Here is a 20,181-nt window from a genome sequence, read left to right on the forward strand (position 1 = left end):
CGGTAATCTTGTTGTGTGGACGACAGAGCGGTGTGGCAAGCGGACGCGGCGGCCCTGGCCGATCGCATCTGCAGCCTGCTCACCGTCGTGCGGACCGCCGAAGCCGAAATCGGGTCGCTGCTGGTCGAAATCGAATCCCGCGGCGTTCTCGACCTCTTCGGCTACCGCTCCGTCCCTCGCCTTTTAGAACATCTGGCCGACATTCCGAAATCCGCGGCCGAGACCGTGGTGAAGCGTGCCCGGGCGTTGAATCCCGGCCGCGCCCTCGACGGCACCCCCACCCCGGTGTTGGCTCCCGCGACGGCTGCGGCCGCGGGCTCGCTGAGCAACCCGATGATCGACACGATCGTCGGCACCCTGCAGCAGATCACCCCCGAGCACCGCGAGGACGCCGAGCAGCACCTGCTCGCCCTCGCCGCCGAAGCGGGCTACCAGCAGGTCGTCGTGCTCGGCACCCGGATCCTGGCCCACCTCGACCCCGACGGCACCGCACCCGACGAGACCGAACCCGCCACCCCCACCCGGGAACTGTCGCTGCGGCGGAAAAGATCCGGGGCGTGGGAGCTGAACGGCCGCTTCGACGACGAAACCGGCTCCCGCGCCAACGCCCTGCTCGACTCCCTCGCCCAGCGCCGCGGCACCGACGACCACCGGTCCCCGCAGGAACGCTACGGCGACGCCTTCTCCGACGCCATCGACCTCGCCCTCACCACCCCCGACCTCCCGACCCAGGCAGGCGAACGCGCCCACGTCACCGTCGCCATCTCCCTCGACGACCTGAAAACCGGCATCGGCCGCGCCATCCTGGGCGACACCGGCACCATGTCCGCCGCCGAAGCCCGCCTCCACGCCTGCGACTGCACCCTCATCCCCGCCGTGCTCGGCAGCAAAAGCGAACCCCTCGACCTCGGCCGCCAACGCCGCCTGATCCCCAACGGCATCCGCCACGCCCTGTTCCTGCGCGACCGCGGCTGCGCCTTCCCCGGCTGCCACCGCCCACCACGGCACTGCCAAGGCCACCACATCCGCCACTGGGCCAACGGCGGCCCCACCAACCTCGCCAACCTGGTCCTGATGTGCGCCCACCACCACCGGCTCCTGCACCGCTCCGGCTGGGAAGTCCGCATCGCCCCCGACGGCCTCCCCGAATTCCTCCCACCAACCTTCCTGGACAAACGCCGAAAACCCAGGCGCAACAACCTCCACCAACCACTCCCCTTCGCAGCCTGACAACCACAAACGGGAAAGGCCCGCAGCCACCGGCTACGGGCCTACTCCCACGCCCAGCCACGAACCACCCGCCGACTGGCCCCCACTCACGACTCCCACCGCAGCTCTTCGCTCGCCGCAACTGATCACCCGCCCCCGGCGGTGCCCACCCAGCCGAACCAAGCCGCGCCCGGTCCCGAGCTTCCGCCCACCCAGCCCGAGCGAAACCACCCACCCCGGCGGTGCCCACCGAAACGAGAAAGGGCCCGGCAGCCAAAGCCACCGGACCCAAACCCGCCAAACCCCTACTCACCAGCCCCGGCCAGCAACTGATCAAACGGCACGAAATCCGGCTCAGCAGCCAAAGCAGGCCGCCCACCAACAGCAGCCGCCAGCTCCGCGCCTGCCTTCTCGATCCGCCGCTGCAACGCCCCTCCCCAGTCGGACGACGCCGCATACACCCCCGTCGCCACCGGATCCGCCTTCAAATACCCGAACAGCGGCCGCAGCTGGTAGTCGAGCACCAGCGAATGCCGCTCAGTCCCGCCAGTAGCGCCGAGCAGCACCGGCTTGCCCACCAGTGAATCCGAGTCCAGCACGTCGAAGAACGACTTGAACAAACCGCTGTACCCGGCCGTGAACACCGGGGTCACCACGATCAGCGCGTCCGCGCCGGTCACCGTCGAAATCGCCGACCGCAAAGCCGGGCTCGGGAAACCCGTCAGCAGGTTCTTCGTCACGTCCAGGGCGATGTCGCGCAGCTCCACCACCTCCACCGAGACCGAGCCCGGGGACCCAGCCGCGGCGACCGTCGCCGCGGCCAAGCGGTCCGCCAGCAGGCGGGTCGACGAAGGCACCGACAGGCCCGCCGTCACCACCGCGAGCTTCATGCCGACACCTCCGACAAAGACAGAGCCTGGGACTCGACCAGCGAAGCGTGCGTAGGCGCTTCAGGGACGTGAGCCGGCCGCTTGGCGTCCAGTTCCTTCCGCAGCACCGGGATCACCTCCGAGCCCAGCAGGTCGAGCTGCTCCAGCACCGTCTTCAGCGGCAGGCCCGCGTGGTCCATCAGGAACAGCTGGCGCTGGTAGTCGCCGAAGTGCTCCCGGAACGTCAGCGTCTTGTCGATGACCTCCTGCGGGCTGCCCACCGTCAGCGGCGTCTGGTCGGTGAACTCCTCCAGCGACGGGCCGTGGCCGTACACCGGGGCGTTGTCGAAGTACGGGCGGAACTCCTTCCGCGCGTCCTGCGACTTCGGGCGGATGAACGCCTGACCGCCCAGGCCGACGATCGCCTGGTCCGCCGAACCGTGGCCGTAGTGCTCGTAGCGCTGGCGGTAGAAGCCGATCAGCTGCTGGAAGTGGGACGTCGGCCAGAAGATGTGGTTGGCGAAGAAGCCGTCACCGTAGAACGCCGCCTGCTCCGCGATCTCCGGGCTGCGGATCGACCCGTGCCAGACGAACGGCGGGACCCCGTCCAGCGGCCGCGGCGTCGCCGTGAAGCCCTGCAGCGGCGTGCGGAACTTGCCCTCCCAGTCGACCACGTCCTCGCGCCACAGCCGGCGCAGCAGCGCGTACTTCTCGATCGCCAGCGGAATGCCCTGGCGGATGTCCTCGCCGAACCACGGGTACACCGGGCCCGTGTTGCCGCGGCCCATCATGAGGTCGACGCGGCCGTCGGCCAGGTGCTGCAGCATCGCGAAGTCCTCGGCGATCTTCACCGGGTCGTTCGTCGTGATCAGCGTGGTCGACGTCGACAGGATGATCTTGGACGTCTGCGCCGCGATGTACCCCAGCATCGTCGTGGGCGACGACGGCACGAACGGCGGGTTGTGGTGCTCACCCGTCGCGAAGACGTCGAGACCCACCTCTTCCGCCTTCAGCGCGATGCGGACCATCGCCTTGATGCGCTCGTGCTCACTGGGCGTGGTGCCGTTCGTGGGATCGGTCGTGACGTCGCCCACCGTGAAGATTCCGAACTGCATGACCTGCTCCCTTCGCGACCCCCATCTTACATGCGCGTTCAACTACTTCCAAGCAAGAGATATTCCGGCCGACAAAGCCGTAGGGGGCACCAAGTAAGGTCAGGGGCATGGACGCGGAGCTCGCTCGGCTGGGTCTGGCAGAACGTTCGGTACGACTCCTCACGGGCCGCGACATCTGGGCCTCGATCACCCCCCTGCTCGCCCCGCGCAGGAACCTGGTGGCCGCCTTCGGTCACGTGGGTCCCGGCGCGGCGGCGTTGTTGCCCTTGCAACCGGGCGACACGCTGATCACGGACGCGAGCCTCGACACGGTGCTGGCCGGCACCACGAGCCCGCACGCCCTGCTGCACTGGGTGAAGGCGGGGGTGATCGTGCACTCGCTGCGCGGGCTCAACGCGAAGCTGGTGATCGCCGAGGACGACCCGTCGTTCGTGGTCGCCGGCTCGGCCGACGTCACCGCCGCGGGCCCCCGCCAGCTGTTCGAAGCCGTGACGGTCACCACCGAGCGGCTCACCGTCGAGGAGGCCCAGGAGGCCTGGCTCGAGTGGTGCGACCTCGCGGGCCCCGCGCTCACGGCGGGCGACCTGGAGCCGCTCCTGGAGCAGTACGGCGCCGGCAAACCGGTCACCACGCCGCGCCCCGCCACCCCGGCCCGCGCCGCGACACCGCCGGCCCGCCCGGTCGTCACGACCCGGCCCGCGACCCCGGTGCGGCCCGCGACCCCGCCGCCCCCACCGTCCCCGGTCCGGCCCGCGGCCCCGGCACCGTCGCCGGTCCGCCCGGCTCAGCCCGTGGCGCCGGAGCCGCCCGCCGCCGAGGTGCGCCCGGCGGTGACCGAGCCCCCGGCCACCGAGACCACGGCTCCCGCCGCCGAGACCCCCGCGGTCACGGAACCGGTTGCGGCGGCAGCCGAGCCGGAAGCCACCGAAGCCCCCGAAGTTCCCCGCCCGAACTGGCCGCGCCCGGCCGAGCTGTACCTCGTCAGCCTCGTCGAAGGCGGCGAGCCGTCGGCCGAGGCCGAGTACCGGCTCGAGGAGCTGGCCCGCGAGCACACGCACCCCGGCGAGAACGGCGAAGCACCCTTCCGGGTGGAGCTGTTCTGGGCCGACGACGGCCAGGGCCAGGACCCGCCGCGCACGCTCCGCCCGGGCGTGCACGTGATCCGCGTCTACAGCCAGAAGCAGGGCCGCGCCCTGGTCGGGTCGCAGATCGAGGCCCCCGGGCTCGTCCTGCACGCGTACACCGACGAGTTCGCCTACCCCCGCCGCACGTACTGCTACCTCCTGACGCGGGAGACGGCCGCGAAGCCGGTGTTCGGCGACCTCCGCAAGGGGCTCGCCGCGATCGGCGAGAAGCCGAACTTCCGGAACAGCTTCCAGGTCCCGCGGAAGATCGAAGCCCTGCTGGGCCTGTGGCCCGACCTGGGCTACGACCCCAAGTAGGGGGCGCTTTCCGCCACACCGGGGGCGGAGCGCGCGGAACTTGTCGGGGTGGGCGGATATCCTGCAGTACGGTGCAGGCCGAGTCCGCACCACCACCAGCACTTTCGCGAGCCACGATCCGGGAGAACGACCCTGTGACTGCCGAGACCTTGTACGGGGCCGACGACCTGACGCATCTCGAGGGTCTCGAGGCCGTCCGCAAACGCCCCGGGATGTACATCGGCTCCACCGACAGCCGCGGCATCAACCACCTCTTCTCCGAGGTGGTGGACAACTCGACGGACGAGGGTGTCGCCGGCCACGCGACGAAGGTCGTCGTCACGCTCCACGCCGACGGCAGCGTCCAGGTGGACGACGACGGCCGCGGCATCCCCACCGGCACCCACGCCAAGTCCGGTTTGTCCGGCGTCGAGCTGGTCCTGACCCGCCTGCACGCCGGCGGCAAGTTCGGCGGCTCCGGCTACAAGACCTCCGGCGGCCTCCACGGCGTCGGCGCTTCGGCCGTCAACGCGCTGTCGCACCGCTTCGACGTCACGGTGAAGCAGGACGGCAAGGTCCACCAGATGTCGTTCAAGCACGGCGTCCCCGGCACCTTCGACGCGCCCGGCCCGAAGGCGAAGTTCACCCGCCGGTCCGGGCTGAACCTCGTCGGCAAGATGAAGCGCGGCGAGCGGTCCGGCACGTCGATCCGCTACTGGTACGACTCGCGCTACTTCGAGACCGGCGCGGTGCTGGACGTCGAGGGCGTGCGGGCCAAGCTGCGCAACACCGCGTTCCTCGTCCCGGGCGTCACGTACGTATTGCGCACCGCGATCGAAGACACCATCAACGAAGAGACCTTCCACTTCCCGCGCGGCCTCGTCGACATGGTCGACTTCCTGACCCCGTCGGGGGAAAAGCCGGTCTGCGGCACGCTGCTGATCACCGGCGAAGGCACGTACAAGGAGAACGCGGCGGACGCCAACGGCGTCATGCAGTCCAATGTGGAGCGTCGCGCCGAGGTCGAGGTGGCGCTGCGCTGGGGCACCGGCTACGAGCGCACGGTCGAGTGCTTCACCAACACGATCCGCAACCTGCACGGCGGCACGCACCGCCGCGGGTTCGACCGCGCGCTGACGAAGTCGCTGCAGGAGGCCATCTCCAAGACCCGCGGGCTGCTCAAGCCCAAGGAGGACATGCCGACGACCGAGGACGTGCTCGAGGGCATGACGGCCGTCGTGCACGTCCGGCTGCCGGAGCCGCAGTTCACGTCGCAGACGAAGGACGAGCTGTCCACGGCCGGCATCACCCGGGTCATCCAGGGCATCGTCGACAAGCACGTCAAGGCCTGGACCGAGGACCGCAAGACGAAGTCCGAGGCCAAGGTCGTGCTGCAGAAGGTGGTCGACGCCGCGCGCGTGCGGCTCACCCAGAAGCAGCAGAAGGACGCGGCCCGGCGCAAGACCGCCCTCGAAGGCGCGGCGATGCCGCCGAAGCTGGTCGACTGCCGCACCACCGGCGTCTCGCGCAGCGAACTGTTCCTGGTCGAGGGTGACAGCGCGCTGGGTTCGGCGCGGATGGCGCGCGTGTCGGAGTACCAGGCACTGCTGCCGCTGCGGGGCAAGATCCTGAACGTCCAGAAGGCGTCGCTCGGCGACACGCTGAAGAACGCCGAGATCGCGTCGATCGTGCAGGTCCTGGGCGCCGGCACCGGCCGGACGTTCGACCTGACGACCATGCGCTACGGCCGCGTGATCCTGATGGCGGACGCGGACGTCGACGGCTCGCACATCCGGACCCTGCTGATCACGCTGTTCGCGAAGTACATGCGCCCGGTGATCGAGGACGGCCGGCTGTACGCGGCGATGCCGCCGCTGCACAAGCTCGTCACGAAGGGCCGCAACCCGGAGACGCACTTCACGTACACGCAGCAGGAGATGGAGACGAAGTTCGCCGAGCTGGAGCGGGCGGGCAAGAACATCGTCACCCCGGTGCCGCGGTTCAAGGGTCTCGGCGAGATGGACGCCGACGAGCTGTGGGAGACCACGATGAACCCGGCCACCCGCTCGGTCCGCCGGATCACCATGGACGACGTCGAAGCCGCCGAAGGCGCGCTGGAACTGCTGATGGGCGAGAAGGTCGAGCCCCGGCGGAACTGGCTGGTCGCCTCTTCGGACCGGATCGACCGCGAAGCCATCGACGCTTAAATTTCGCAGCTACCAAGGAGTTCTGCCGTGGCACGCCGCAAGGGCACCACCACCAAGGTCGATCCCAGCGCGTTCGACTCCCCCGGTGCGAACGTCTTCGACAACTCGCTGAAGACCGAGATCGAAGACAGCTACCTGGAGTACGCGTACTCGGTCATCCACTCGCGCGCCCTGCCGGACGCGCGGGACGGGCTGAAGCCGGTGCACCGCCGGATCCTGTACTCGATGAACGAGAACGGCTACCGCCCGACGCACGCGTACGTGAAGTCGTCGCGCGTGGTCGGCGACGTGATGGGCAAGTACCACCCGCACGGTGACGTCGCGATCTACGACGCGATGGTGCGGCTGGCCCAGGACTTCTCGCTGAACGTCCCGCTGATCGACGGCCACGGCAACTTCGGTTCGCCCGACGACGGCCCGGCCGCTTCGCGGTACACCGAGGCGCGGATGTCGCCCGAGGCGATGCAACTGGTCGGCGAGCTCGGCGAGGACACCGTCGACTTCCGGCCGAACTACGACGGCTCGCTCGAGGAGCCGTCCGTGCTGCCCGCGGCGTTCCCGAACCTGCTGGTCAACGGCACGTCCGGGATCGCGGTCGGGATGGCGACGAACATGATCCCGCACAACCTCGGCGAGGTCGTCGCGGCGGCGCGGTGGCTGATCACGCACCCGACCGCGACGCTCGACAAGCTGATGGAGTTCGTGCCGGGCCCCGACCTGCCGACCGGCGGCAGCCTGCTGGGCCTGGACGAGGTGCGCCGCGCGTACGAGACCGGCCGCGGCGTGGTCCGGATGCGCGCGAACTGCGAGACCGGGCCGCTCGAAGGCAGCCGCGGCCGGCAGGCGATCACCGTCACCGAACTGCCCTACGGCGTCGGGCCGGAGAAGGTGATCGAGAAGATCACCGACGAGGTCAACAAGTCCAAGCGGCTCACCGGCATCGCCGACGTCAAGGACCTGACCGACCGCGAGAACGGCACGCGGCTGGTCATCGAGTGCAAGGTCGGCGTCAACCCGCAGGCGCTGCTGGCGGACCTGTACCGGCTGACGCCGCTGGAGCAGTCGTTCGGCATCAACAACCTGGTGCTCGTCGACGGCCAGCCGCAGACGCTGGGGTTGAAGGAACTCCTCGAGGTCTTCCTGCGGCACCGCTACGACGTCGTCACGCGGCGCACGAAGTACCGGCGCCGCAAGCGCGAAGAGCGGCTGCACCTGGTCGACGGCCTGCTGATCGCGCTGCTGAACATCGACAAGGTCATCAAGCTCATCCGCGAGAGCGAGAACGCGCAGGCCGCCAAGGACGGCCTGATGTCGCGCTTCAAGCTGTCGGAGATCCAGGCGACCTACATCCTCGACACCCCCCTGCGCCGGCTCACCAAGTACGACCGGCTCGAGCTGGAATCGGAGCAGGACAGGCTGCGCGACGAGATCGCCGAGCTGACCAAGATCCTGGACGACGAGTCGGTGCTGAAGAAGCTCGTGTCGTCGGAGCTGGCGAAGATCGCGAAGGACTTCTCGACCGAGCGCCGCACCTCGCTGATCGACGGTGACCTGAAGGAGGTCCTGGCCGCGTCCAAGCCGTCCGGGCCCCTCGAGGTCGCGGACGACCCGTGCCAGGTGATCCTGTCGGCGACCGGCCTGGTGGCCCGCACCGCGGCGGAGTCCGAGGAGTCGACGGAGACGCGCCGCCGCAACGGCCGCGTGAAGCACGACGCCGTCTCGGCGGTGGTCCACACGACGGCGCGCGGCCAGGTGCTGCTGGTGACGAGCCGCGGCCGGGCGTTCAAGACGGACGTGCTGCCGTTGCCGGTGCTCCCGGAGCAGGCGGGCACGGTCTCGCTGCGCGGCGGCATGGCGGCGCGCGAGCTGGTCCCGTTGGAGAAGGGCGAGACGGTCATCGGCATCGCGCCCCTGGGCGAGCAGGCGGCGGGTTCGCCCGGCCTGGCCCTCGGCACGCGAGCGGGCGTCGTGAAGGTGTGCTCGCCGGAGTGGCCGGTCCGCTCGGACGAGTTCGAAGTGATCACGCTGAAGGACGGCGACGAGGTCGTCGGCGCGACCTGGCTGACGGACGGCTCGGAAACGCTGGCGTTCCTGTCTTCCGACGCGTCCCTGCTGAAGTACGCGGCTTCGCTGGTCCGCCCGCAGGGCCTCAAGGGCGGCGGCATGGCGGGCATCAACCTGGGCGCGGACGCGTCGGCGGTCTTCTTCGGCGCGGTCCGCACGGACGACGACGAACACGGCGAGCCCCTGGTCATCACCGCGACCGGGCAGAGCGTGAAGGTGACGCCGTTCAGCGAGTACCCGGCCAAGGGCCGCGCGACGGGCGGTGTCCGGGCGCAACGGTTCCTGAAGGGCGAAACGTCCCTGCGCGTGGCGTGGATCGGCCCCCGCCCGGCGGGCTCGGCGAAGAACGGCGACCCGGTGGAGCTCCCGGAGATCGACGTCCGCCGCGACGGCTCGGGCCACGCCCACCCGGGCCCGGACGTGGTGGGCCACCTCATCGAGCGCGACTGACGTCGTGCGTGTTCAGGGCGGCTGGAACCGCCCTGAACACGCACGACGGGGTCAGGCCAGGAGTGCCTTGGCGATGTGCGTCACCTGGATCTCGTTGCTGCCGGCGTAGATCATCAGCGACTTCGCGTCCCGGGCCAGTTGTTCCACCCGGTACTCGGCCATGTAGCCGTTGCCGCCGAAGAGCTGGACCGCCTCCATGGCGACCTCCGTCGCCGCTTCGGAGGAGTACAGCTTCATCGCCGAAGCCTCGGCCAAGGAAGGCCGTTTGCCCGCGCGGAGCTTGGCCACCGTCTGGAACACCATGTTCTGGACGTTGAGCCGCGCGACCTCCATCTTCGCCAGCTTGAGCTGGATCAGCTGGAACCGGCCGATTTCCTGGCCCCACAACTTCCGCGACTTCGCGTACGCGACGCACAGCCGCTGGCACTCGTTGATGATCCCGAGCGACAGCGCCGCCACGCCCACACGCTCCGCCGCGAAGCTCTCGCGGGCGCTCTCCGAACCCGACGAAGACAGCAGGCGATCCGGGCCCAGGCGGACGTCGTCGAAGAAGAGTTCGCCCGTCGGCGAGGACATCATGCCCATCTTCTTGAACGGCTTGCCCTGCACGAACCCCGGCATGCCGCGGTCCAGCACGAACGTCAGCACCGGCCGGTCCCGCACCGGCGAACCGTCGTCCAGCTTCGCGTACACCACCACGACGTCCGCGTGCGGGCCGTTGGTGATGAACGTCTTCCGGCCGTTCAGCACGTACGAGTCACCGTCGCGCCGCACGGAAGTCTGCATGCCGCCGAACGCGTCCGAGCCCGAGTCCGGCTCGGTGATCGCCCACGCGCCGACCTTCTCGAACGTCGCCAGTTCCGGCAGCCAGCGCTGCTTCTGTTCGGCGGAACCCTTGGACAGGATCGTCGCGGCCGTCAGGCCCAGCGAGACGCCGAGGGAAGCGACGATGCCCAGGCTCACCCCGGCCAGCTCGCTGACCGCGACCAACGCCAGGGTTTCCTGCCCGCCCATCTTCGGTGCGGAAGAGCCGGACGAACCGGAAAGCAGCTTCGAGACCGACTCCCGCGCGAGCGCGTCCAGTCCGAAGGCGGCGAACAGCTTCCGGATGATGTCGTACGGCGGCAGCACGCCGCTCTCCAGCTCGTCCAGGTGCGGCCGGATCTCCTTGGCGATGAACTCCCGGATCGAATCGCGGATCAGCAGATCCGTCTCGGACCACTCGATCACGGCAGCCTCGCCGCGATGTCGTCGATCGCCCAGGGCCCGTCCGTCTCGATCACCTTGACGTCGTGCCAGCCCGCCAGCTCCGAGATCGCGCCGCCCTGGACCGCGAACACCTTCCCGGTGAGCGGGCACTTCTCCGTGGCCAGGTAGGCCACCAGCGGGGAGATGTTCGCCGGCGAGAACGCGTCGAACTCGCCTTCCGCCACCGGCGCGGCGAAGATCGCGCCCATGCCGGGGGTCGCCAGCGTCAGCCGGGTGCGGGCGATCGGCGCGATCGCGTTGACGCGCACGCCGTAGCGTTCCAGCTCGGCCGCCGCGACCAGCGTCATCGCCGCGATGCCCGCCTTGGCCGCGCCGTAGTTGACCTGGCCCGCGTTCGGCAGGGTCACCCCGGACGCCGACGCCGTGTTGATCACCGACGCCGCGACCGGCGAGCCGGCCTTCGACGCCGACTTCCAGTACGCCGCCGCGTGGTGCAGCACTGCCGCGTGCCCCTTGAGGTGCACCGCGATCACCGCGTCCCACTGCTCTTCGGTGATGCTCGCGACGAACGCGTCCCGCAGGATGCCCGCGTTGTTGACCACGACGTCCAGCCGCCCGAACTCGGTCACGGCCTGCTCGACCAGCTCGGACGCGCCCTGCCACGACGTCACGCTCGACGTGTTGGCCACCGCCGAGCCGCCGAGCGCCCGGATTTCCTCGGCGACCGAAGCGGCGGGCCCGGCGTCCGAACCACTCCCGTCGTTGTCCCCGCCCAGGTCGTTGACGACGACCGAAGCGCCTTCGCGAGCGAACAGCAGCGCGTGTTCCCGTCCGATCCCCCGGCCCGCGCCGGTGACCAGCGCGACGCGCCCGTCGAGTGCACCCATCACAGCTCCGCAAGTCCGTCTTTGAGCACGACCGTGTCTCCCACCGTGGTTTCGAAGGCATAGGAAGAAGGACCCGACGCCCAGATCGACGTCGAGAGGTCCTGGCCCGGCAGCACCGGCGCGGCGAACCGCACGGCCAGCCGGCGCAGTCTGTCCACATCGGACCCGGCGACCTCGGTGAGCACCGCCCACGACGTGAACGCCATCGTGCAGAGCCCGTGCGCGATGATCCCCGGCAGCCCGGCTTCCTTCGCGACCTCCTCGTCGAGGTGGATCGGCATCGGGTCGCCGGCGGCCGGGCCGTAGCGGAACGTCTGGTCGTCGTCGACGTGCTGGCTGACCTTCGCCACCGGCGCCCGCGCCCGCAGCGCGTCGTCGAACCGGTGCGGCGGCCCGAGCGAACCGCGCGTCTCGCCGGTGTCGAAGCCCCGGACGAAGAACGTCACGTACTGCTCGTTGACCAGCTCGCCATCCGAGCCGCGGCATTCGAGGTAGACGGTCGCGCGGGTGCCCTTCGGCAGGCCCTCGTAGCCGGTCATCTTCGCGCGGGACACCAGGGCGTCGCCGGGCCGGATCGGGCGGTGGAACCGGAAGTCCTGCTCGCCGTGCAGCACCCGGCCGAACAGCGCCGTCGGCACCACTTCCAGGGCCGGCTCCAGCAGGGACTGGAACACCGGCACGATCGCGAACACCGGGCTCGCGACGTCGCCGGCGCGGTGGGCCGGGATCGGGTCGTTCGTGGCGGCCGCGTATTCGGCGATCCGCTCGCGCGTGACGTCGAACGAAACCGGCGAGGTCCACTTGTCCAGCCCGGCCGGGTCGAACTTCATGCGACCAGCGCCTTGAACTTCTCGAGGGACTCGTCGAGGTTCTTCTTGCCGTCCTTTTCGACGGCCTTGCCGAGCGCGCCGACGATCATCTGGCCGGTGAACGCGGCGTCGATGGTGGCGGCCGACCCCTCGCCGGCCGCCGCCACCGAAAGCGAGAACTCGACCTTCACCCCGGCCATGCCGGTGCCGGAGATGACGAGCCGGTGCGGGGCTTCGTAGGCGTCGACGGTCCAGGTGATCGTGTTCGCCATCCCGAGCATCGTGACGACCTCGGACACCCGCGAGCCCTGCGAGAACTCGGCCGGGACCTCGCCCTTCCACTTGGTGTGGATGGTCAGCCACTTCTCGAAGTTGTTCGGGTTGCTGAACTCCGCCCACACCTTGTCCGGCGGGGCGGGCAGTTCGACGGACGCGCTGATCTGGCCCATGGTGTCTCCTAAGCTCGCTGGTAGGCGGTGACGACGGCGGCGCCACCGAGTCCGATGTTGTGCTGCAACGCGGCCTGGACGTGCTCGACCTGCCGCTTTTCGGCGTCGCCGCGCAGCTGCCACGTCAGTTCGGCGCACTGGGCGAGCCCGGTCGCGCCGAGCGGATGGCCCTTGGAGATGAGGCCGCCGGACGGGTTGACGACCCATCGGCCGCCGTACGTGGTGTCGCCGGCGTCGACGAGCGCCCCGCCTTCGCCTTCTTCGCAGAGGCCGAGCGCTTCGTACGTCAGCAGCTCGTTGGCGGAGAAGCAGTCGTGCAGCTCGACGACCTGGAAGTCCGCCGGCCCGAGCCCGGCCTGGTCGTACACCTGGCGGGCGGCCTGCCGGGTCATGTCGTAGCCGACGATGTTCTTGGCGCTGCCGTCGAACGTGCTGCGGAAGTCGGTGGTCAAGGCCTGGCCGACGATCTCGACCGCGCGCCCCGCCAGGTCGTGGGACTCCACAAAGGACTCGCTCGCGAGGATCGCCGCGCCGGAGCCGTCCGACGTCGGCGAGCACTGCAACTTGGTCAACGGGTCGTAGATCATCCGCGACGCCAGGACGTCCTCGAGCGAGTAGACGTCCTGGAACTGCGCGTACGGGTTGTTCACCGAGTGCCGGTGGTTCTTCTCGCCGATCTTCGCGAAGTGCTCGGCGGTCGTCCCGTACTGCTTCATGTGCTCACGCCCGGCCGCACCGAACATCCACGGCGCGGGCGGGAACAGCACCTCCGAGATCTCGGCGAGCGCCTGCATGTGGTTGCCCATGGGCTGTTCGCGGTCGTCGAACGTCGACCCGAGCGAGCCCGGCTTCATCTTCTCGAAGCCCAGCGCCAGCACGCAGTCCGCGCGGCCGCCGCGGACCGCTTCGGCGGCGAGGTACAGCGCGGTCGAGCCGGTCGAGCAGTTGTTGTTGACGTTGACCACCGGGATCCCGGTCATCCCCAGCTCGTAGACCGCGCGCTGACCGGACGTCGACTCGCCGTAGACGTAGCCGACGTAGGCCTGCTGGACGGCGTCGTAGGCGACGCCGGCGTCGGCCAGGGCCCTGGTCCCGGACTCGCGGGCCATCTGCGGGTAGTCCCAGTCCGCACGCCGGCCCGGCTTCTCGAACTTCGTCATCCCGACGCCGACGACGTACACCTTGTTCGTCATGGCAACAAACATACAGACCGGCATGTATTTATCAAGACCGGACCGCCGACCCGCAGGTCAACGGCGGAAAATCAGCCCAGCGGAGCCACCGGACCCGGGTAGCGCGCCGGGTCGAGGCAACTGCCGAGGCCGTCGACGACCGAGCAGAAGCCCGGTGGCCGCACCGGCGTGAACCCCGCCGGGACGCCGTGGCCGTCGATCAGCTGCCGGTACGTCGCGACGGCGTCGGTCGGCCGCCGCGTCAGCGCCGGGTCGGTCGCGGCGTCCACTGTGTACAGTCCGAACCGTGGCTGGTAGCTGCCCCACTCGTAGTTGTCGGTGAGACTCCAGTAGTTGTAGCCGATGACGTTCATGCCGTCGGCCTTCGCGCGCTGCACCCAGTAGATGTGGTCGCGCAGGTGGTCCGAGCGCGTGTAGCCGTCCGGGCGCGCGTTGCCGTTGTCGGTCGGCATGCCGTTCTCGACGACGTACAGCGGCAGGTTCGGGAACTTCCGCGCGTAGTACCGCAGCGCGTAGTAGATGCCGTCCGGCTGCGGCGTCACCTTCCAGAACTCGCCACTGGCCGCGTGGATCGCGCTGAGGTTGTCGAGGCTCGCGCCGTAGTAGTAGTCCAGGCCGGCGAAGTCGAGCTTGTCGCGCACGCGGTCGAGGAACGACGCGTCGAGCACGCCCTGGACAGCCGGGATGTACGCGGTGTTGCTGGACACGAGCGCACCCGGGTCCAGCTGGTGGATCAGGTCGTAGGCCGCGCGGTGCACCGTCACCAGCCGCGCCTGCGCCCACGGCAGCTTCCAGCCGGCGAGCCCGCCGTTGGTGGTCTCGTTCTGCAGGTAGACGGTCGGCTCGTTGATCGTGATCCAGATCGCGCCGAGGCCCTTGTAGCGCTCGACGACGCGGCGGGCGTTGGCGAGCCAGGCGTCGACCGTGCGGTCGCTGTCCCAGCCGCCCTGGTCGGCGACCCAGCCCGGGTAGACCCAGTGGTCGAGGGTGATCATCGGCCGCATGCCCGCGTCCACGACGTGCCGGACGACGTCGTCGTAGTACGCCAGCTCGGCCTGATCCACCTGACCGGGCCGGGGCTCGATCCGGGCCCACTCGACACTGAACCGGAACACGTTCACGCCGAGCTGCTTCGCGCGGTCGATGTCCTCGGCGTAGTGGTGCCGGAAGTCGACGGCGTCGCGGTAGGGCTCCTTGATCGACGCCGTCTTCGCCTGTTCGTAGCGGCGCCAGTTGCTGTCGGGCGCCGAGCCCTCCGACTGGTAGCCGGACGTCGCGACGCCCCAGAAGAACGGCTGGACGGCGGCCGCCGCCGGGGTCACCAGACCCGCGAGGAGCGCCCAGACCACGAAGACCGCACCGCGCCGCATGGCACCCCCGTTCATGAAGGAACTTCATGTTAGGGGTGCGGTGACCCGCCGCACATCCCCCGATGGACGGAAGACATTTTTGTTAAGCAAGGCTAACCTCACTTCGATCTTGACCGAGTGAGGGGACCGCCATGACCGCCGAAGCACCCGCGCTGACCAGGGCCGATCCGCCGAGACCCCGGCGGCGGCGCCGGAAACCGGTGCGCCGCGCCTTGGTCGTGACGCACCGGTGGACGTCGCTGGTGCTCGGGCTGCTGCTGGTCCTCGAGACCACCGCCGGCGTGGTCCTGCTCTACCGCGCCGAGTACTTCCGCGCGACGCACGCGGACTTCTACGCGCACACCGAGAGCACCCACCCGATCGGGCTGCAGCAGGCCCGCGACCTCGTCAAGCAGGCCCGCCCGGAGTTCTCCGCGGCCTGGGTGAGCAACGACGGCGGCATCATCGCGGTCGGCGACGCCGGCTACACCGAGGCGTACGCGGTCGACCCCGGCAGCGGGCGGATCACCGGCCCGCAGAAGCTCACGGACGGCGTCATGGGCTGGCTGACCAACCTGCACGACTGCGCCTTCACCTGCGCGACCGACCCGGGCTACGTCTCCTGGCTCGCCGCCCCGTCACCGCTGCCCGAGGCGAACTGGGGCGAGGCGGTCCTGGTGGTGCTCGGGCTGTTGATGGTCCTGCTGGCGATCACCGGGATCGTCGTGTGGTGGCCCGGGGTCAAGAGGTTCTCGCACGGCTTTCGCGTGCGGCTCGGCAAGGGCCGCTTCGCGCGCGACTACGACCTGCACAACGTGATCGGCGTCGTCTCGGTGCCGTTCGTGCTGATGTGGGGCGTCACGGGCGCCGCGTTCTACCTGCCGCCGGTGGAAAACGCGTGGCTGGCGCTCACCGGCGGCTCGGCGCCCGATGAGGCGAAGTACAGCTTCACGGCGAACCCGGCCGCGCCCGGCACGCCCGTGATCGGCATCGACCAGGCGTCGGCCGCCGCGCTGGCCGCGTCGCCCGGGACCGTCCGCTACCTCGTCCCGCCGGCCGAAGGCACGGACTACTACACGGTGTCGATCGCCGACGACGGCTACCGGCCCTACGGCGCCCGCGCGTTCTTCGGCGGCGACCGCACGGTGTACGTCGACAGCCACGACGCCACGCACGTGTCCTCTGTGGACGCCAAGGCGGAGCCGGCGGCGAACCGGTTCTACAGCAAGGTGTTCGAGGCCGCGCACTTCGGCTGGCTGGTCGACGGGTGGTGGCGGCTCGCCTGGGTCGTGCTCGGCCTGACGCCGCTGGCCCTGATGCTCACGGGCGTGTCGACGTGGCTCTACCGCCTGGGCACGAAACGCCGTCGCCGCAAGGCGAACCGGGCGTGATCGAGCCGCTGGCGTTCGCGACGACGGTCGTCTGCCTGCTGTCCGGGCTCACGGCCCTCGTCGTGACGGCAGCCGGGCGCTACCGCTGGCCGCGGTGGCGCCCACTGGCCGTGCTGATCGAACTCGCGCTGCTGGCACAGGCCATCACGGGTGCGGTGAGCGACCACCCGGCGGAACCCGCGACGCACTGGGCCTACCTGGCGACGTCGCTGGTGGTCCTGCCCGCCGGGACGGCGTGGGGCGCCCGCGGAACCACGCGGTCCGCGGGCGCCCTCCTGGCCATGCTCCTCCTGACGCTCGCCGTCCTGGTCGTGCGGATCAGGACGACGGCGCGCTAGGCGACCTTGAACGACTGAGCGGCGCTGCCGGTGCAGGTCGCCTGGACCAGCTGGACGCTGTCCGCGGTGGACGAGCCCGGCACGGTCAGGCACTTGCCGGTGTGGCGGACGACGAAGTGGTAGTACCCGCCGCCCTCCGACACCGGCTGCCACTGCTGGTTGTTCCCGCCGCTGTAGGACCACAGCTGCAGGCCGGCGTTGTCGGCCGTGGAGACGTCGGTGACGTCGATGACCTCGGCCGGGTTGGTGCGGTTGTCGATCCGGTCGTAGCCGCCGCTCGTCGGGGCGAACCGGAACTGCTGCGCCGTGGTGCCGTTGCAGGCGTACTGCTGGATCACCGTGCCGTTGGTGCTGCCCGCGGCGCGCGCGTCGACGCACTTGCCGGACGCCTTGCTCGTCACGGCGTACCAGGCCGACGGGTCGATCGTGCCCGGGTCGGTCGGTGTGGTGGAACCGCCGCCGAGCCACTTCAGGCCGTCGAGCACGAACCGGTTCTGGTCGGCGCTCTCGAACGTCGACGACAGCGCGGTGTTCGTGTCGTAGTTCATCGCGTTGTGGCCGAAGTTGGCGTAGATCATCTTGAAGTTCTTGTTCGTCCACGCGATCGGGTAGTACCCGCTGTACCAGGTCTGGTTCGGGTCGGTGCCGATCGGGAAGGTGGACTGGTCCATCGACGCCAGGATCGAGATGTTCGGGTTCTGGCGCAGGTCGTTCTGCCAGGCGTACCACTCCGACGTCGACGACTTGATCGTCGCCGGCAGGTTGACCGTCGACGGGTGCGTGCGGTTCTCGATCTTCAGCGTCTCCGGGGTCGGGCCCCACGTGTTCGACGTGAACCGGCCGGTGCCGAGGAAGTCGTTGTGGAACCAGTTGGCGTACGAGGGCGTCGAGCTGTCGTTGTACGCGGTGACGTGGAAGCCGAAGAACCCGCCGCCGTTCTGCATGTAGGTCTGGAAGCCCTGGAACTGCGCGGCCGACTGCGGCTGGTCGTCGAAGAACATCACGACGTCGGCGGTCGACTTGGTGAGGGAGGTGAGCCGGTTCCAGTCGGTCGTCGACGAGTAGGTGTAGCCGTTGGCGGCGGCCTGCTGGGCGAACCAGACGTTGGCTTCCTTCTCGAAGCTGATGTGCGCGGCGTCGTAGGTGCCGCTGTAGAAGGCGAGCACCTTGAACGGCGTCGCGGCCTGGACCGCCGGGGCGCCCAGGCTCAAGCCCAGGCAGGCGGCGAAGAACGCCAATACTCTGATCAGGGGACGGCGGGACATCGCGGGTTCCTTCCGGTGGGGGACGGGGGTCACCAGTGGCGCGAGTAGCGCAGGCCGTAGCCGAAGGGGAACAGCGCCGGTTTGCCGTCGCCGACGTTGATGGGCTGCTGGTCGGCGCTGCGCATCCAGGTCACCGGCAGCTTGCCGGTGGGGTTGTAGTCACCGAAGAGGACGTCGGCCACGCCCTGTCCTTCGCTGCCCGGCAGCCAGGACTCGACGAGCCCGGCCCAGTCCGGCAGCTGCGCCGCGATGTCCAGCGGCCGACCGGACACCAGCACGACCACGGTCGGCACGCCGGAGTCCTTCAGCTTCTGCAGCGTGGCGAGGTCGGTGGCGTCCAGGCCCATCCCTTGTGGACGGTCGCCCTTGCTTTCCGCGTACGGCGTCTCCCCCACGACCGCGACGGCGACGTCGTAGCTCCGGTCGATCCCGGTGCCGTCCTTGGCGTAGGTCACCTTCGACGACGTGCTCTCGATGCCCTGCAGGATCGTGGTGCCGGGGATGACCGCGCCGCTGGTGCCCTGCCAGCCGACGGTCCAGCCGCCGGACTGGTTGCCGATGTCGTCCGCGCTCTTGCCGGCCACGAAGATCTTCTCGTGCCGGGAAAGCGGCAGCACGTGGTTGTCGTTCTTCAGCAGCACCTGCGATTCGCGGACGGCCTGACGCGCCAGGTCGCGGTGCTGCGCGCTGCCGATGGTGCTCAGGAACCGGCGGTCGGTCAGCGGGTGCTCGAACAGGCCGAGTTCGAACTTCTTGGTGAGGATGCGCTTGTTCGCGTCGTCGATCCGGGACATCGGCACCCGGCCCTGCTGCACCAGCGTGCGCAGCGTGTCGATGAACTTCTGCCACTCGTAGGGCACCATCACCATGTCGATGCCGGCGTTGATCGAGGCTTCGACCTCTTCGGGTGTGAACCCGGTCTTGCCGTCGATCTTGTCGACGCCGTTGTAGTCCGAGACGACGATGCCCGTGAAGCCCAGTTCCTTCTTGAGGACGTCGTTGATCAGGTACGCGTTCGCGTGCATCTTGACGCTGTTCCAGCTGCTGTAGCTGATCATCACCGAGCCGACCCCGCGCTGGACGGCGGCCTTGAACGGCGGCAGGTGGATCCGGCGCAGCTCCTGCTCGCTGATCTCCGTGTTGCCTTCGTTGACGCCGCCGGTCGTGCCGCCGTCACCGACGTAGTGCTTGGCCGTGGCCATGATCGAGCCCGGCTGGTCCAGCTTCGCCCCCTGCAGGCCGGTGATGATCGACGTCATCTCGGTGGCCAGCTGCGGGACCTCCCCGAACGACTCGTAGGTGCGGCCCCAGCGGTCGTTGCGGGCGACGCACAGGCAGGGCGCGAAGTCCCAGTCGATGCCGGTGCCGGAGACCTCTTCCGCGGTGGCGCGGCCGATCTTCTGCACCAGCCGCGGGTCGCGCGTCGCGCCGAGGCCGATGTTGTGCGGGTAGACGGTCGCGCCGTAGAGGCCGTTGTGCCCGTGGACGGCGTCGACGCCGTAGATGAGCGGGATGCCCAGCGGCGTCGCGAGGGCGGCCTTCTGGAAGCCGTCGTACATGTCGGCCCAGGTGACCGGGGTGTTCGGCGTCGGCTGCGAGCTACCGCCGGAGAGCAGCGAACCGAGCCGCCCGGTGGTGACGTCTTGGGGTGACTTCACGCCGAGGCGTTCGGCCTGCATCATCTGGCCGAGCTTGTCGTCGAGGGTCATCCGCGACAGCAGGTCGGCGACCCGGACCTTGACCGGCCGCCAGGAGTCCTTGTAGGCCGGGCCGTTCCCGGCGAGCGCGGGGGTTTCCGAGGCCAGCAGCAGCCCGACGGCGAGTGCGCCGATGCCCAGCCTGCGTCCGAGACCCATCCGGGTCCTCCTCGTCGAGAGACCGAAATTCACGCCTTGAATTAAGACACAGCATTTCGACGTTGGTCCAGACCTCTGACCGAACTCGGGTGCCGCTCAG

The 20,181-nt window shown here is 69.5% G+C and carries 16 protein-coding genes; 6 read left to right on the forward strand and 10 right to left on the reverse strand.

From position 1 onward, the window contains the following. Positions 1–15: 15 nt before the first annotated feature. The gene (locus ACYVLJ_RS30785) at positions 16–1,230 is read left to right on the forward strand and encodes an HNH endonuclease signature motif containing protein (RefSeq protein ID WP_460441299.1); all 1,215 of its coding nucleotides are present in this window, start codon (positions 16–18) and stop codon (positions 1,228–1,230) included. 284 nt (positions 1,231–1,514) lie between these two features. Here ACYVLJ_RS30785 and ACYVLJ_RS30790 read toward each other — a convergent pair whose 3' ends face one another. Both ACYVLJ_RS30790 and ACYVLJ_RS30795 read right to left on the reverse strand, forming a co-directional pair. Further along, positions 1,515–2,099, reverse strand: a complete 585-nt coding sequence (locus ACYVLJ_RS30790) for an FMN reductase (protein ID WP_451982056.1) — start codon at positions 2,097–2,099, stop codon at positions 1,515–1,517. Further along, positions 2,096–3,193: an LLM class flavin-dependent oxidoreductase gene (locus ACYVLJ_RS30795; protein WP_451982059.1), complete on the reverse strand. Its 1,098-nt coding sequence runs from the start codon at positions 3,191–3,193 to the stop codon at positions 2,096–2,098. The genes ACYVLJ_RS30790 and ACYVLJ_RS30795 overlap by 4 nt, the downstream gene beginning before the upstream one ends. Positions 3,194–3,300: 107 nt before the next feature. Here ACYVLJ_RS30795 and ACYVLJ_RS30800 point away from each other — a divergent pair, with 107 nt between their 5' ends. The 3 genes from ACYVLJ_RS30800 (at position 3,301) to ACYVLJ_RS30810 (ending at position 9,335) form a co-directional block, all read left to right on the forward strand. Then, on the forward strand, positions 3,301–4,635 hold the full coding sequence (locus ACYVLJ_RS30800) for a hypothetical protein (RefSeq protein ID WP_460441300.1): 1,335 nt from the start codon (positions 3,301–3,303) through the stop codon (positions 4,633–4,635). A 134-nt stretch (positions 4,636–4,769) separates the two neighbouring features. Further along, positions 4,770–6,821, forward strand: coding sequence for a DNA gyrase/topoisomerase IV subunit B (locus tag ACYVLJ_RS30805; protein WP_451982065.1), 2,052 nt, complete (start codon positions 4,770–4,772; stop codon positions 6,819–6,821). 27 nt (positions 6,822–6,848) lie between these two features. Then, positions 6,849–9,335 (forward strand): DNA gyrase/topoisomerase IV subunit A, encoded by a 2,487-nt coding sequence (locus ACYVLJ_RS30810; RefSeq protein ID WP_451982068.1) that lies wholly within the window; start codon positions 6,849–6,851, stop codon positions 9,333–9,335. 51 nt (positions 9,336–9,386) lie between these two features. Here the strand turns inward: ACYVLJ_RS30810 and ACYVLJ_RS30815 are convergent, their stop codons facing one another. The 6 genes from ACYVLJ_RS30815 to ACYVLJ_RS30840 all read right to left on the reverse strand — a co-directional run bounded on the left by ACYVLJ_RS30815 (position 9,387) and on the right by ACYVLJ_RS30840 (position 15,267). Continuing rightward, positions 9,387–10,565 carry an acyl-CoA dehydrogenase family protein gene (locus ACYVLJ_RS30815; RefSeq protein ID WP_460441301.1) on the reverse strand — a complete coding sequence of 393 codons (1,179 nt, stop codon included), beginning with the start codon at positions 10,563–10,565 and terminating at the stop codon, positions 9,387–9,389. Then, positions 10,562–11,431, reverse strand: a complete 870-nt coding sequence (locus ACYVLJ_RS30820; RefSeq protein ID WP_451982074.1) for an SDR family oxidoreductase — start codon at positions 11,429–11,431, stop codon at positions 10,562–10,564. The genes ACYVLJ_RS30815 and ACYVLJ_RS30820 overlap by 4 nt, the downstream gene beginning before the upstream one ends. Next, positions 11,431–12,261: a MaoC/PaaZ C-terminal domain-containing protein gene (locus ACYVLJ_RS30825; RefSeq protein ID WP_460441302.1), complete on the reverse strand. Its 831-nt coding sequence runs from the start codon at positions 12,259–12,261 to the stop codon at positions 11,431–11,433. The genes ACYVLJ_RS30820 and ACYVLJ_RS30825 overlap by 1 nt, the downstream gene beginning before the upstream one ends. Then, complete coding sequence (locus tag ACYVLJ_RS30830; protein WP_460441303.1) at positions 12,258–12,689, reverse strand: SRPBCC family protein; 432 nt, start codon at positions 12,687–12,689, stop codon at positions 12,258–12,260. The genes ACYVLJ_RS30825 and ACYVLJ_RS30830 overlap by 4 nt, the downstream gene beginning before the upstream one ends. A gap of 8 nt (positions 12,690–12,697) precedes the next feature. Further along, positions 12,698–13,882, reverse strand: a complete 1,185-nt coding sequence (locus tag ACYVLJ_RS30835) for a lipid-transfer protein (RefSeq protein ID WP_460441304.1) — start codon at positions 13,880–13,882, stop codon at positions 12,698–12,700. 71 nt (positions 13,883–13,953) lie between these two features. Then, on the reverse strand, positions 13,954–15,267 hold the full coding sequence (locus ACYVLJ_RS30840) for a glycoside hydrolase family 1 protein (protein ID WP_460441305.1): 1,314 nt from the start codon (positions 15,265–15,267) through the stop codon (positions 13,954–13,956). 116 nt (positions 15,268–15,383) lie between these two features. Here ACYVLJ_RS30840 and ACYVLJ_RS30845 point away from each other — a divergent pair, with 116 nt between their 5' ends. After that, positions 15,384–16,622, forward strand: coding sequence for a PepSY-associated TM helix domain-containing protein (locus ACYVLJ_RS30845; protein WP_460441306.1), 1,239 nt, complete (start codon positions 15,384–15,386; stop codon positions 16,620–16,622). Beyond that, positions 16,619–16,960 (forward strand): hypothetical protein, encoded by a 342-nt coding sequence (locus ACYVLJ_RS30850; protein ID WP_460441307.1) that lies wholly within the window; start codon positions 16,619–16,621, stop codon positions 16,958–16,960. The genes ACYVLJ_RS30845 and ACYVLJ_RS30850 overlap by 4 nt, the downstream gene beginning before the upstream one ends. Here ACYVLJ_RS30850 and ACYVLJ_RS30855 read toward each other — a convergent pair. Next, a complete protein-coding gene (locus ACYVLJ_RS30855; protein WP_460441308.1) occupies positions 16,957–18,225 on the reverse strand; it encodes an RICIN domain-containing protein in 1,269 nt (422 codons plus the stop codon). The two genes, ACYVLJ_RS30850 and ACYVLJ_RS30855, sit on opposite strands and share 4 nt — an antisense overlap. 29 nt (positions 18,226–18,254) lie before the next feature. After that, entirely contained in the window at positions 18,255–20,081 is a 1,827-nt protein-coding gene (locus ACYVLJ_RS30860; RefSeq protein ID WP_460441309.1) for a glycoside hydrolase family 3 protein, read from the reverse strand. Between the last annotated feature and the right edge of the window lie 100 nt (positions 20,082–20,181).

The organism is Amycolatopsis stemonae (genome assembly GCF_054781455.1).